The following is a 14,374-nucleotide window of genomic DNA, read 5'->3' as shown; positions in this document are numbered from 1 at the left end:
AAAAAGGGCAAAGCTCGAAGCCTTGCCCACCTGCTTTACCGGGACTTATAATCAGAAATGATACCATCGCAAATCCAGTTGGCCAGTGCCTGCCGGTTGTTGGCTATCACAAAACGCTTTTGGTCTAAGTCATTCCGGATATTGCCAAGCTCAATGAATACGGTGGGAGGATGGGTGTATTTGATGACGTAGAGACTGCTGCGCTGCGATACGTTTCCGGAATAATCGCGGTTTGGCTGGTTGCGCTTGTACTTCGAGGTAAAAGTCTGATGAATGGTCTCTGCCATTTTTTTTCCCGGTGCGCTGTTTTCGTGGTGATAAAAGAATACATCTATGTTCTGGCCTTTACTGCGGCTGTCGACATGTATGGCTAGCATGCGCTGGTAGGCGCCTGTGTGCTGCGCGTACAGGTTATTGATGGCCCTGGTGCGCTGGCGGAGCCGCTCTCTCTGGCTGCGGGAAACGGGTGTGTTTGGATGGTTTACCTCATCGTAGTCCATAACCAGCACGTGTTCATCACGGATGCCATCATTTGGATCCTGTATAATCATATAAACGGTAGCGCCATGCTCCATCAACCTACGGGCCAGCCGGAGGGTCACGTCATAGGCATACTCGTCCTCGGCTAGCTCATAGGAACCGAATTTTCCGATAGCACCCGGATCAGGACCGCCATGGCCTGAGGTCAGATAGTAAACGGCCCCCTTCAGTTGCTGGTTTCTAATTTCTACCCGGGCGTATTTTTCACCGAAAAGCGACACATCCATTCCTTTTGTAGCAGCTGCTGTTTTACTTGCGGTTGCAACAATTGCTTTACTACTGCTTTCTGTTCCTGAGGAACCTGAAGGGAGCACATAGGTTCTGCCGGTGAACAGGCTGTTATCTTTTCCTAAATTATCTTTATTAAGCTCCAGAAATGTATTCAGATGCGTTGCGTAATCCAGCCCATGCCGGCGGAGCAGGGTATAGATTCCATCGCCTTTTTTAGCAATAACCTTCAGGTAAGCATCCTGGCCAAAGGTCGTCAGGCTGGAAAGGAGCAGGAGTAGCAGTGTTAAATATGTTTTCAAAACTTCTTAGTTATCGGCACACGACATATTTCCGGCGATAATACTAAAAAAAAACAAGGTAGTAAAATACGTCTCCCCCTGAACAGACTTCTGAACCAGGCGTAGGAGTAGCTCATCACATAAAGGAAGGGTTTGGCTATCAGCAGGATAGCTACCGTTGCTGCTCAGCAAATGAACACATGAAATGAGTGCTTAATAATAAGCGACGATAGCTTTAAGGATTCAATCATAAAAAGCATCAGTTATTGAACTTTCGCTACATGGCCGGGAAAAAATGGAGTGTCTGAAATTAAAAATACTTGCAGGATTATACCCAGCGGCTGAGAAACTGGTTAAAAGGTTCTTTGTATTGATCGCTTACGGCGATGTTTGTCTCGCCTATCTGTACCTTGTTGCGGGATACTGCGGTTATTTTATCCAGGGCCACAATATAGGAGCGGTGAATACGCATGAACTTTCTTGCCGGCAGCTTCTCCTCCAGCGCCTTCAGGCTGGTTAGTGACAGGATAGGTTTAGACTCACTCTCCAGGTGCACCTTTACATAATCTTTCAGTCCCTCAATGTACAGAATGTCACTAAAGGCAATGCGCACCAGCTGATACTCCACTTTTAGAAACAGGTATTGTTCTTCAGGTAACTGGTTGGAGGCGGGTAGTGCAGGGGCTTCAGGCTTATGTATCAGTTCAGCAAAGGCCTGTGCCTTGCTGGCTGCCTTCAGAAAATCGGCGTAGTTGAAAGGCTTTACCAAATAATCCAGTGCATCCACTTTATACCCTTCCAGCGCATACTGGCTGAAAGCAGTTGTGAAGATGATGCGCGGCCCGATTCCATACTCCCCTTTATCCAGCACCCGCGCCAGCTCGATGCCGCTCAGGTCGGGCATCTGTATATCCAGAAACACCACGTCCACAGGCTGCCTGTGAAGCCCCTGCAGCGCTTCCACCGCACTGGAATAGCGGCCGACGAGCTCCAGGAACGGTGTCTGTTCTATGAAAGCGGCAATCAATCCGAGCGCCAGTGGTTCATCGTCTACGGCAATGCATTTCAGCGTCATGATACGTTCAGCTTAAGTTGTACCCGGTACTCGTTTTCAGGTGTTCTTTCTGTTACTGCCAGCGTATATTGCCCAGGGTAGAGCAGGTCGAGCCGCCTGCTGGTGTTGGCAAGCCCAATGCCGCTGCTCTCCTCCAGCACCATTCGCTTCTCTGGCAGCAGGGTATTACGTACATCCAGCTCCACTACATGCCCCTGCTGCTGTATGCCTATGTAGATGCTGCTGGGCAACAGGGCGCTTACGCCATGTTTGAAAGCATTTTCAACATACGGGAGAAACAACATAGGGGCTACCGGCACATCCCGTATAGGAGTCGGTTTATCGAACGTAACTGTTACTTTCTCAGTCAGCCGCAGCTTCATCAGGTTCACGTAGTCCTGCATAAACTCTATTTCCTTGCTGAGAAGGGTGGTGCCTGATTGCGTCTCGTACAGCACATACCGCATCATTCTGGAAAGGGTATGGAGTGCTTCGCGCGATGACTCAATGTTGATCATCGTGAGGGCGTAGATGCTGTGCAGGGTGTTAAAGAAGAAGTGCGGATTTATCTGCGCCTTCAGAAACGAGAGTTCGGTGCTTATCTTCTGTCGCTCCAGGCGCTGCCTGACCTCCGTGTCTATCTGCCATTTCTGTACCACACTGATGGTGGTGCTGATGCCTAACACTAAAAGGGTAGCCAGTATGATGACTGGGTTAATACTGGATTTGTGTTTATGTGTCGGCGACACCTCCTCGTCGGGATTAAAAGCCTGGTGCATCAGTTCCGGCAGGTTAAGCCACGAATCGACCAGCACAACTGCCAGCACCACAAACACTACGGCACCAAGCGCCGCCGCTGCAAACCCTCCTATACTGTTCTGAAACAGGAGCCGGGGCACCAGCAGGTGCGAGTTCAGGTAAAACAGGCCCACCCATAAGGCAAACAGAATACCCTGCTTTACCCAGAACTGGACAGGCAGCTCAATGTCCCAGGCGAGGGGCTGGCACAGGAGCAGCAGCAGTCCAAACAATACCAGCAGTTGAATCAGCAGGTAACCGTGGCGATTTATAAAGGTGTTTGCCATTGCAATGGTTAAGTTATCATAATATAGACAAACATAAAATTAATGTACAGGTTAAGCCCGATATATCGGCCGTTCAGGCATTTTTACCGACCGTTTTGAGCATTTTTACCTATAGATTGGGTTTAAGTGAGGGCGTTTTCTGCAGGATTGAAACCATCGGCTGACAGAGGCAACTCGTCGGTGTTTACCCGCAGACAATCTATTCCATTTTTTTATCCGGAGAGGAAAGATTTGCTTTGTTCAGTTCTTATTGAAAAACCGACGCCATGAAAAATACATACCTTTCTTCCATAGTGCTTGCCTGCTTGTGCCAGGTTGCCGTTGCACAGGCTCCATCCGGGAGTGGAAGCTTATACGCCACTACTCAGGTTACTGGTGCAACAGCACAAATGAATGTTGCCGCCCGAATATCTGGTACCGTGATAGACGCTGCCACCAGGCAGCCTGTGCCTTACGCCACCATTGCCCTGGTTAACCCAGCTACAAGCAAACCGGTAGATGGTACCATGGCTGACGACCAGGGCAGGTTCATGCTCGAGAAAGTAGCAAATGGTGCTTACAGAGTGGCCATATCCTTCATAGGCTATGAGGCGAAAACACTGGACATAGAGGTAACTGACAGAAACGCCTCCATAGACTTAGGTAAGATAGGCATCAGCTCCACTGCAAAAGCGCTACAGGAGGTAGTGGTGGAGGGGCAGCGGGCTATGATAGAGGAGAAAGTGGACCGTACGGTGTATAATGCTGAGAACGATGAATCGAACAGAGGAGGGGATGCTGCAGATGTATTGCGAAAAGTGCCCATGCTTTCTGTAGACTTAGACGGTAATGTATCCATGCGCGGCAGCCAGAACATCCGGGTTCTGATCAATAACCGACCGTCCACTATCACAGCCGGCAGCGTAGCCGATGCCCTGAAGCAGATTCCTGCCGATATGATCAGGTCAGTAGAGGTGATTACGTCTCCTTCGGCAAAATATGATGCGGAAGGATCTGCCGGTATCATCAACATTGTCACTAAAAAGAACACCCTGCAGGGCGGTACCCTGAACATTGACACCGGTATTGGTTTGAGGGGCTCTAACTTAGGCCTGAATGGCAGTTACCGTATTGGAAAGATGGGCTTCTCGTTGGGAGGGTTTGGTCGAGCAGGCTATAACATGCCCGGAAGCTTCGAGAACACACAGACTACTGCTACTGCAAATGAGGGGCAGAACGTGATCAGGCAGGAAGCTGATACGCGTAATAACATGATGTTCGGGCGCTACACCTTTGGCTGGGACTATGATATAAACGAGAAGAACTATATCAACGCCTCCGTGCAGTATGGCTTGCGGAACGGGCATAACTTTCAGGATGGCCTGCTCACGCAGCGCTACCAGGCAGGTTCTTTATTTAGCAGATCCCTCCGGGATGTGGAAGTAATGGATAATTCAGGAACAGTAGATGTAAACCTGAATTATACCCACACCTTCCGGCCACAGCAGGAGTTTAGTATCCTGACACAGTTCAGCCGCAACAACCGCACAAATAATTTTCTGAACGAGATCTTCAACAGCGATGAGAACAGCCTGGAAAGCAGGTTGAAAAACATCAACGAAAGCTTTAACCAGGAGTCGACCATACAACTGGACTATACAAACCCGATAGGAAAGAACCAGATGGTTGAGTTTGGCGGAAAGCAGATCATGCGCCAGGTTATCAGCGACTATGAGACATATGCTGCTGATGGGACAGGTCCTTTTACGCTGGTGGAAGGCACCAACCTGAGCAATGTGTTCAACTATAATCAGAATATATCAGCTGGTTATTTCTCTTATACCCTTACTACTGCCAACAATTATAGCGTGAAAGCCGGTACCCGCTACGAGTATACTACCATTAATGCTGATTTTGAGAACAGTGAGAATGAGGTGAGCATTCCTTCGTATGGTGTGCTGGTGCCGAGTGTGAACCTTTCTAAAAGGCTGAAGGATGGCAATACCATCAAACTGGCGTATAACCGCCGCATTCAAAGGCCTTCTTTACAGTTCCTGAACCCGAACGTGCAGAATCCGAACCAAGTCTTACCAACGGTGGGTAACCCGGAACTGGACCCGGAGTATACCAACAACTATGAATTATCTTACAGTACTTATTTCAAGACAACATCCCTGAATTTCTCGGCTTTCGTCCGGAACACCAATAACTCTATTCAGGCGGTGAGGGTACCGGTAGAAGATGGTGTGCTGGTAACATCTTACTTTAATATTGGCCAGGAAGAGGCTTATGGCGGAAGCGTGTTTGGAAGCATAAACCTGAACAACAAATTGACGCTGAATGGTGGTACAGACATTTACTACGCGGTACTGAGTAATAATGACCCGAACCAAAGCGCTAGTAACAGCGGCTTTGTTTACAACATCCGTGCGATGGGTAACTATAACCTGGGCCAGGGCTGGGGCATTCAGGGCTTTGGCTTCTATCGCGGTCGCCAGGTACAGCTACAGGGTGTGCAGGGTGGTTTCGGCATCTACAGCCTGAACCTGAAGAAAGAGTTTAATGAGCGAAGAGGAAGCATTGGCTTTGGAGCAGAAAACTTCCTGTCACCTACCATTAAGGTTCGTAACGAACTTAATTCGCCATCATTCAGCCAGACAAGCACCAACGTGATGCATAATATGAACTTTAAGGTTAACTTCAGCTACCGCATTGGTAAACTGACGTCAGATGCTCCACGCAGAAAAAAGAAGTCTGTTAGCAACGATGACCTGAAAGGTGGCGGTGAAGGTGGAGGTGTGCAGGATGCCGGTGCAACACAGGGTGGGGGAGCTCCACAGGGTGCTATGCCTGTAGGATCAGGCGCGCAGGGTGCAAGACCAGCGCAGCTCGGAGGACAGCGGCCAGTACAGACAACGGCACCAGCACCAGAAACAAAGGCAGCAGGCACAGACAGTACCTCAGTGACAGCAGAGCAAGGAAGCCTGACTGGCCGCTGGCAAGGGAAAATGGGAGAGCGGGACCTGACGCTGGACCTGGTAGCAGATGGCACTGATTTAACCGGCTTTGTACAGACACCTATGGGCCAACTGCCTATATCAGAAGGCATTGTTACAGGTGATGAAATAACGTTTACGGTTTTGTTTGAAGGGAATGCAGTACCTTTAAAAGGAACAAAAGCTGGCGATACTTTAAAAATTACCTCACACTATCAGGGACGTGTGATGGAAGGAACATTCATAAAAGTACAGTAGAGAAAAGAGCCAGTGTACCCTGGAACGTTACCCGGGGTGCGCTGGCGAAATCTGTAGCAGATAAAGAATTCTAAACCTTAATATGTATTCTGTATGAAAAAGTATCACGTACATTTTAGCGCGTTGGCGATGGCCACACTGCTTTTCAGCTCTAACGTAGCAGCAGCTGATATTCCTTCCAAAAAAGAAGTTACCGCCGAGGTAGCCGCCACCACTTTACCTGTAAACACTGCCAGCAGCACCATGACATGGAATGCGAAGAAGTTTGGCGGGGAGCACTCAGGCAATGTGAAATTAGCAAACGGCAGCCTCGAAGTTAGCGGGCGCAAACTGGTTGGAGGCACCTTCGTAATAGACATGACTTCTATTACAGATACAGACATCACCAATGAGAACTTCAATAAAAAGCTGACGGACCACCTGAAGTCTGAAGATTTCTTTTCGGTGGAAAAGCATCCAAACGCTACATTCAAAATAACCAAAGTTACTCCTGTTTCTAAGCCAAAGGCAGGAGAGCCCAACTATTCCATTACAGGCGACCTTACGATTAAAGGCATCACAAACGCTATTACTTTCCCGGCTACAGTTGCCATAGATGGCAAGTCAGCTGAAGCAGCAGCAAAAATTGAACTGGACCGCACCAAGTGGGATATTAAGTATCGTTCTGGTATGCTGGGCACCGCAGCTGATAAGGTGATAGAAGACACCTTTACCATCAACCTGAAATTAGTAGCAGGTGCTGGTAAGCAAATGGTAGAGAGCAAGTAACAGCATTCTGCACCTGTAGGGAAATAGCACGTAAACTATAGTAGAACGTTCTATTTTTTAACCTTATCCGAAACTCAAAATGAACATCACAAGGCGCCGCTTCTTCTCTTTTTTTGCTGCTTTGCCACTTTTCGGTTTGGTACCTGCATATCCTTTCTTCGAACGCAGGAAAGTGCTGGAGCCTACACCGGAGTGTGATGACCATGATGAACCCACTCCTCCCCAGACCGAAGGGCCTTTTTACACCACAAGCTCACCTGAAAGAAGCAATCTGCGTGAAAAAGGGATGCAGGGCACCGCGTTGGTGCTAACGGGCCAGGTGCTGAATACAAAGTGCCAGCCCGTAAGTGGGGCTTTGCTGGATTGGTGGCATGCTGATGATGCAGGAAAATATGATAATGATGGCAATAAACTGCGCGGTCACCAGTACACGGACAAGCAGGGGAATTTTCGCCTGGAAACGATAGTACCGGGCCTGTACCCCGGTCGTACCCGCCATTTCCATGTAAAAGTGAAGGGGCCTGATAAGCCCGTGCTCACCACGCAGCTTTATTTCCCGGGAGAACCCGGCAATGCGCAGGATTACATTTTCAAGCAGGCGCTGTTGATGAAAGTATCTGAAGGTAAGGAAATCACAAATGCCAGCTTTACATTTGTTCTAAAAGCATAACAGACGCAGATAAAAATTTTATCACCTGTTAAAGAATTTCTATTTCATACATTCCTAAACGAGAAGCCTGACCTGTGGTCAGGTTTTTCTTTTTAAGTATATCAGCAGAATATACTTTATCAGTCTTTGGTTTTAACCTGCAGATTTCAGGATGTTTCTGCTGTGTAAATTTGTTCAAGTTTTGAGCTTGCACCAAATAGCATAAATTCCATTCAACATTTGATGGTGGAATTTATACCCAACTGTTTTATTTATCCGGATAGGAGTAAGCAACTTCGTAGTGGCGGACTTGCTTATCATACTGCAGTGCCATGCGCTGCACCTCCTCAGGAACAACCGCAAGGTCAGGGTTTTCTCCCGCGAATTTCCTGATGGCTTCCATCGATTCCCAGTTTGTGATGATAAGAAACTCTACCGCGTCCTCCATGTCCTTTCTTAAAATAGATGCTCCACAGAAACCACTGATAGAAGACAGCTTCGGAAACAATTCTTCCTTGAGATGCTGCATGTACTCTTCTGCGTGTTTTGCTTTGAGAACACCTGCCCATTGTCTGGATATCATAATCAGCTATAAAGATGTTGTACCTGCTTCTATTGTACGGAAGGAGGCGTGTCCTGTGATGTTCAGCAGGTACAATAGCCAAAAAATCAAGACTACAGCTTTTGCAGCGTACGCCAAGGTTTTTGTAGTAGTGGAGGAGGTAATACCGGAGACGCAGCGAGATAAGAATACAGATTCATCTGTTCTTGGGCTTATTGGTTGATTTGTGCTGATGATGGTACTTGATTTTGCTTTCGGCTGAGTAAGGTAACCACATTAATTCTTAGATCTGGCCTTAGAGGCAGTGCTGAATGCATCTGCACCTTTCTTCTTTAGCCTTGCTAAAATACCAGAACCCTAGTTTATTTGAATTAGACACATAGGTGACGAAATCTGCTAAAAAAAGAGGTATCAATCTCTTTTTAGCCTTCGGACTCATAAGAAACAGCAAAATCATGTGTTAATAACCAATTTGTTTTAACTAAACATATTTTTTCTTAAATTAGGAAGTAGACAAAGTCATGATAGATATTATTTTCTTTATATCGCACTTATTTTGGAGACTAACAACATCGCGCTCACCGGCAAACCCCAGTCCATTATCCCCTTAAATGATAAAGATCGCCTGGCAGCTTTATTTCGGTACGAGATTCTGGATACACCTCCAGAGGCTTTTTTTGATAAGATCACCCGGCTTGCCTCTAAGTTACTCCGGGCTCCCAGTGCTTTTGTATCGCTGGTAGATAAGGAACGGGTTTGGTACAAGTCGAATTTCAGTACGCTTGAGGTTTCTTGTGTTGACCGGAACGACAGTCTTTGCTCGCTAACAATTATCAACAACGTTGACGTAACTGTGTTTGAGGATACCCACCTTATACCAGGCCTGACGGACAGCCCCTATGTTAGTGCGCCCGAAGGTATCCGGTTTTATGCCGGAGCACCCCTAATCACCCGCGACAATTTTAATATTGGTACTGTGTGCGTGATAGATACAGAGCCACGGAGAATACTGGATGAGGAGAAAGACATACTAAAGGATCTGGCCACGCTGGTAGTAGAGCAAATTGAGCTGAGAGCCCTGGCACGAAAAGCAACCAGAAGGCATGATGAGCTCTATACGAATCTTGCCCACAACATCGCCGAGCCTATAAAAGAGCAGCATGTTCTGTTAAGTGAAGCAGTGAAGTCTCCAGAAAGGACGAACATCATCAGAAAGGCCCATGCTACTGTACATGCTCTGCAGGAAAATCTGGAAACGATGCTGGGGGCTACACTACAGGATGAGGAGATAGTGGCACATCCTCAGCAGGTAGCGATCTCAAAAATTGCCCGTTCCATTGCAGCTGAGTATGAACCTGTTGCCAAGGCAAAGAACCAGGAACTGTTCTTTACTGTGGCCAGCAGGCGCGAGCTGTTCGTGGACCCTGACCTGATTCGGGAAGCAATCAGCAATCTTGTAAGCACTTCCATAAAGTTCACTCCAAAAGGCAGTGCTGTAGGTTTGGATATCTATGAAAGTGATGGCCTCTATAAAATCGAAGTCAGTACGGAGGCTTCTGAGCTAACGACACAGGATCTGCGTAAAATCTTTCTCAAATATGCTATTCTTTCAGGCAAGCCAACCGGAAACGAAGAAGCATCTGGTTTAGAGTTGCCAAGGGCAAAGAAAATTATTGAGCTTCATCAGGGAAAGATATGGGCTGAACACCTGGGGAAAGAGAACGGCAAAAAATTTGTCATAGCTTTCAACGTAGATTAGGTGAGCAGACCAGCAAGTTGAAGAGTGGCTTAAGGAACCGTTATGCCTTACAAAGCGGACAGTTGTTGTTCCCTAATGCTATCATGGAGCCAGCTTAGTTTCTTTTTCAGGATTTTGCCTTTCTGTTTCAGCAATTATACGGTTTAAGTCCGTCAGAATGCTTCCTACGTCGCGGAGTGTCTCCAGCGAAGAAATGCGCTTAATATCCTGTAAGCATAATGCCTGTTCCACACGTGCGCGCTGTATTTTTTTATTCAGCAGCAGGAGGTTAGTGTCAGAGGGATCGACCATTGTTTCGCCAAATGCTGCCACACAGTCTGCTGTCGCCTCCATGGCTCTTTTGAGTTGCAGTATATTCTGATACTCCGGCTGAAATACCTCGTTTAACTGCAAATCTGCCAGGCCTCTGCGTATACCTCTAATCTGAACTACAATGTGCTCCAGTTTACTGATACTGACGGCAAGGCGGCTCAGCCTGGTGCGTTTGTGCGCCAGGAACAGGTTATACTTCAGGCTTTGCTCCGCCAGCCCCAGTGTCTGATGGGTTTCCTCCCTTTGTTTGATAAGAGCATCCACTTCGGAGCGTCCTGTTTTCCTGTTTGTACCGTGGTTATCCAACAGTACAAGCAAACTTTTTAAGGTAGTAGCAGATAACCTGCTGAAGGTAATGATGCTTCTCTCTACATCGGGGATGGCATTCTGAGGAACAATCAAGCCATTGATCAGTACGGCTATACCGGATCCTAAAACCGTCTCTAGGATTCTGGCAAGGGCATAGCCTTCCTCCGCCTGCCCGAAGGCAAGCACCAGGAAAGAGGAGATGGCCACCTGCGAAACTACCTGCGGGTTCATCCGGAGCGCTTTGGATATCCCCATCCCGAGCAGAATCACAAAGAAGATAGAAATGGCACCCACTTTGAACCAGTGGCCCATCAGCATGCTTAGCATCACGCCTCCTACAATACCTATAATGCGCTGAGTGGCTTTGTCAACGGAGTCTGCCACTGTTACCTGAACGGTCAGGATGGCTGCCAAGGCAGCAAAAAACGGATATTCCGCCTCCAGCAGGTTTGTGGCCACAAACCATGATAAAGCAGCTGCAAGTGCAGTTTTAAAAATTTGTAGCGTTAGCCCATATCGCGCTAAGGTGTCTGCTATTCTGTTCAAGAAGTTTAAATATAAGCGTAGAGTAGTACTATAAGGTAAAGCATGCAAAGCTACTCAACTTATTTTGTAGTGCTTTCTTTGTTAATGAAGCATAAGTTCAGATATGAACCTACCTCGCACATATACCCCTGTACGGGCACCACTGGCATACATCCAAATCATTTGTTTTCCGGATTGGCTCCGCCGGGTCCAGCATGCGCCGCACAAATTCAGAGAGGATGGACTCAGAGGCTGCCATAAAATCTTTCGGAGTTGTGCCGTCCTCTTCCGTAAAGTGAAACTCAGAAGTCATCACGCCCGCATCTAAATTGCGGAAGGAAAGTATGCCGGAATGTGGCTGTATACTCCATGGGGCCACGTGCTGCGCATTGCGCAGGATGGTTTCCGGCTGCTCTTTTAAGGTGCGCTGCAGCACATACTGGTACAGCCACAGTTGGCGGGCTTTGTCGTACTTCGGATCGGTCGTAAACTGTAGCTCTGCTTCTTCAGGCTTTATTTTCAGTTGGCCCGGCTCCACCTTACCTGTTTTGTAGTCTATCACACGCAGATCGTGGCCAGTCAGGTCAATGCGGTCAGCCTTACCGGCAATGCGCACCATAATCTCCTCGTCACCCACCTGCACGGGAAGAGTGGCTGAGAGTGTTTCTTCGAGGCGGAGCACGTATAGCGGCAGCTCTGCTGAGTACAGCAGGTTCTGCAGGTATTTCTCCAGCACCTGCACCGCCACTTTATACAGCAGGTGGTTCATGCCGCGGTCCGGCATAGCCCCCCGCGTTACACGGCTGAACTCCATTTTCACCTGCCCGGGCAGCTGCGTCAGCATCAGCTCCACATCAGAAGCCTCTATGGGTTTGCCTGTTTGCTCGAACTCCCGGAAAAAGTCTTCCAGCACCTGGTGCACCAGTGTACCGAACTTGTCTGCGCCCAACTGCTCCTCCACTTCCTCCACCTCCTGCATTTTGGCAATGCGGGTGAAGTAATATTGCAGCGAGCAGTTGATGTACATGTTCAGGTGCGAAGGGTAAAGCCCCCTTTGCAGTTCCTTTTTTAGCTGCTCCAGTGTCTGCGTATCTTTTTCGATCAGGATGTCCTCGTTGTATTCCCGTTTCTCTTTCTGCTCCACGGCAGCTGTCATATCCCGGAACCTGATGTTGGTATTGCGTAGGGCCAGGTCATTTTGCAGCTGCAGGATAAAGCGGCTCTTCTCGCCTGAGCCATAGGTGTCGGAGGGCAGTACGTAGAGCAGGTTAACACGCTTTGCCCGCTGCAGCAGGCGGTAAAAATTATAAGCCGTCGCTCCTTCCGTTTCAGAATAAGTAGGCAGCCCAAACTCCCGCAGCACATCATAGGGCATCAGCGATTCGTGGCGCTTTGGTGCCGGGAGCGTGTTCTCATTCACAGACAGGATGATGAGGTTCTCGAAATCCAGTGCACGTGTCTCCAGCATACCCATTATCTGCAGGTCAGCAATAGGTTCCCCGCTGAAGGGGAGGCGGGTGGAGGAAATGAGCTCGTATAGAAATTTGCGGAAACTGCGCACCGAAATCTTTTGCTCCCGGCAATCGAATATGGTGTCGAGGCGCTTTACAATGGTATAGTAAATGTACAGGTACTCTGTCTCGATGGTGTTACGGCCATGGCTGTAAACCTCCCGCAGCAAGTCGATGAGCTTGTACATGCTGGCAATGATATCATCACAGTCGCGCCAGGTCTTGAACAGCACCTCGAAAAGCGGGTGTTGCTGGCCCAGTTTCAGGAGCTCCTGCGCTGACACCAGCACTCGGTTGTCTTCCACGATCTTATTCAGTACCTGCTGAATGATGCCATGGTACTTCACCTGCTCCGGCTGGTCGTTCAGGTACAGCTCATAGCGCCTGATAAAGGGGTGCGTCAGCAGCTTGGTTACTGACAGGTGGTGGTACTGGTATACTTTATAGCCCGATTCCTGCAATTGCGTGACGCCGGTCAGGTGCACTTCGAAAAGCAAATCGACAAGGTTGAAGAGGGGAGTCCCCTTAAAGCTCAATCCCATCGTTACGTTATAGTTCAGGATGTTCTCCGGGATGGAGTGCAGCACCGGCAGGAGCAGCGTCTCGTCGGGCAGCACTATAGCTACCTGAGCATGCTTGTCCTGCTCCCGTATCTCCTGCAACAGTTGCCCGGCCAGTTTCCCCTGCATACTGGCATTGGCCACGCCTATTACGTTTATCTCTTTCTCGTCTGTCAGGAGCAGGTTCTGTTGCCAGCGCCACTCCGGTAATTTCCAGGTGCTTTTATACTTCCGCAGGAAGCTTCCGGCGCGGTTCGGTGTGTTCTCCTCCATGTAGAATTCATCAGAGTCGAAGAGCACTTCCGCTTTGTCGTGCTTCAGCAGTGTTTTAATGATCTTTTCTTCTGAAGCAGTCAGCGCATTCAGCCCGATGAAGATATACTGCGCACAAGCTGATTCTGTGGCAATGCGATCGATATTGTCGGCTACTTTCCGGAAAGCCATGCCGGCGTATGCCTGCTTCTTCTCCAGAAGGCGCTTTTTCAGGTTATGGTACGTCTTCTCAATGTTGTCCCAAAGGCTGAAGTACTTCCGCAAGGTCGGGGAGAATTCTTTGCCCAGGAACTTCGGATCCCACCGCTCCAGCGCCTTGGCTTCTCCCAGGTAATCGAACAGTTTGCCCGTATTTACCAGGTTCTGATCAATGTGGCTGAAGTCGTCAAGCAAAGTAGCGGACCATGTCACAAACTGGTCAAAATCCAGCAGCGGGTCCTGCTCGCGCATCAGATCATATAGTTCGAGCTGCAGGTTAATCGGCTCAAGCACATCCGTTTTTGCCAGTCGGCAAATAAAGTCCTCCATTGCCGATACCTCCGGCGACCAGATAGGTTCTGTGGCTGCCTGAGCCAGCGCATTTTTGAAAAAGAAGCTTGCGCGACGGGAAGGCAATACAATGCACAGGTCACTGATGTTCTCTTTATACTTTTCGTAGACGTATTTCGCCGTTAGCTCTAGGAAAGTCTGCAAGGGTGTTAAATGAATGAGTGAACTTTTGCTTA

10 protein-coding genes are annotated in these 14,374 nt (G+C 48.5%); 4 read left to right on the top strand and 6 right to left on the bottom strand.

Annotated elements, in window-relative coordinates:
- Nucleotides 1-35 precede the first annotated feature (35 nt).
- The 3 genes from ACFS7Z_RS02525 to ACFS7Z_RS02515 all read right to left on the bottom strand — a co-directional run bounded on the left by ACFS7Z_RS02525 (nt 36) and on the right by ACFS7Z_RS02515 (nt 3,188).
- A complete protein-coding gene (locus ACFS7Z_RS02525) occupies nt 36-1,070 on the bottom strand; it encodes an N-acetylmuramoyl-L-alanine amidase family protein (protein ID WP_377480382.1) in 1,035 nt (344 codons plus the stop codon).
- Nucleotides 1,071-1,377: 307 nt separating this feature from the next.
- Nucleotides 1,378-2,124, bottom strand: coding sequence for a LytR/AlgR family response regulator transcription factor (locus tag ACFS7Z_RS02520; RefSeq protein ID WP_377480380.1), 747 nt, complete (start codon nt 2,122-2,124; stop codon nt 1,378-1,380).
- On the bottom strand, nt 2,121-3,188 hold the full coding sequence (locus ACFS7Z_RS02515) for a sensor histidine kinase (RefSeq protein ID WP_377480377.1): 1,068 nt from the start codon (nt 3,186-3,188) through the stop codon (nt 2,121-2,123). The genes ACFS7Z_RS02520 and ACFS7Z_RS02515 overlap by 4 nt, the downstream gene beginning before the upstream one ends.
- 266 nt (nt 3,189-3,454) lie before the next feature.
- Between ACFS7Z_RS02515 and ACFS7Z_RS02510 the strand changes: the two genes are divergently transcribed.
- From ACFS7Z_RS02510 to ACFS7Z_RS02500, 3 genes are all read left to right on the top strand, one after another.
- Nucleotides 3,455-6,421 (top strand): TonB-dependent receptor domain-containing protein, encoded by a 2,967-nt coding sequence (locus ACFS7Z_RS02510; protein WP_377480374.1) that lies wholly within the window; start codon nt 3,455-3,457, stop codon nt 6,419-6,421.
- Nucleotides 6,422-6,514: 93 nt separating this feature from the next.
- Complete coding sequence (locus ACFS7Z_RS02505) at nt 6,515-7,189, top strand: YceI family protein (RefSeq protein WP_377480371.1); 675 nt, start codon at nt 6,515-6,517, stop codon at nt 7,187-7,189.
- A 79-nt stretch (nt 7,190-7,268) separates the two neighbouring features.
- Nucleotides 7,269-7,859 carry a dioxygenase family protein gene (locus ACFS7Z_RS02500; RefSeq protein WP_377480368.1) on the top strand — a complete coding sequence of 197 codons (591 nt, stop codon included), beginning with the start codon at nt 7,269-7,271 and terminating at the stop codon, nt 7,857-7,859.
- A gap of 247 nt (nt 7,860-8,106) precedes the next feature.
- Here the strand turns inward: ACFS7Z_RS02500 and ACFS7Z_RS02495 are convergent, their stop codons facing one another.
- Nucleotides 8,107-8,421 carry an antibiotic biosynthesis monooxygenase family protein gene (locus tag ACFS7Z_RS02495; RefSeq protein WP_377480365.1) on the bottom strand — a complete coding sequence of 105 codons (315 nt, stop codon included), beginning with the start codon at nt 8,419-8,421 and terminating at the stop codon, nt 8,107-8,109.
- A gap of 535 nt (nt 8,422-8,956) precedes the next feature.
- Between ACFS7Z_RS02495 and ACFS7Z_RS02490 the strand changes: the two genes are divergently transcribed.
- The gene (locus ACFS7Z_RS02490; RefSeq protein ID WP_377480363.1) at nt 8,957-10,159 is read left to right on the top strand and encodes a GAF domain-containing sensor histidine kinase; all 1,203 of its coding nucleotides are present in this window, start codon (nt 8,957-8,959) and stop codon (nt 10,157-10,159) included.
- 81 nt (nt 10,160-10,240) lie between these two features.
- Here the strand turns inward: ACFS7Z_RS02490 and ACFS7Z_RS02485 are convergent, their stop codons facing one another.
- Together ACFS7Z_RS02485 and ACFS7Z_RS02480 are read right to left on the bottom strand one after the other, a co-directional pair.
- Nucleotides 10,241-11,326 (bottom strand): FUSC family protein, encoded by a 1,086-nt coding sequence (locus ACFS7Z_RS02485; RefSeq protein WP_377480360.1) that lies wholly within the window; start codon nt 11,324-11,326, stop codon nt 10,241-10,243.
- A gap of 109 nt (nt 11,327-11,435) precedes the next feature.
- Nucleotides 11,436-14,342 carry a PD-(D/E)XK nuclease family protein gene (locus ACFS7Z_RS02480; RefSeq protein ID WP_377480357.1) on the bottom strand — a complete coding sequence of 969 codons (2,907 nt, stop codon included), beginning with the start codon at nt 14,340-14,342 and terminating at the stop codon, nt 11,436-11,438.
- Nucleotides 14,343-14,374: the final 32 nt, after the last annotated feature.

Origin of the sequence: Pontibacter toksunensis (genome assembly GCF_042686245.1) — a bacterium.
GTDB classification, from domain to species: Bacteria; Bacteroidota; Bacteroidia; order Cytophagales; family Hymenobacteraceae; genus Pontibacter; species Pontibacter toksunensis.
The sequence above is the reverse complement of the archived record's forward strand: the minus strand, read 5'-3'. Positions and strand labels throughout refer to the sequence as shown.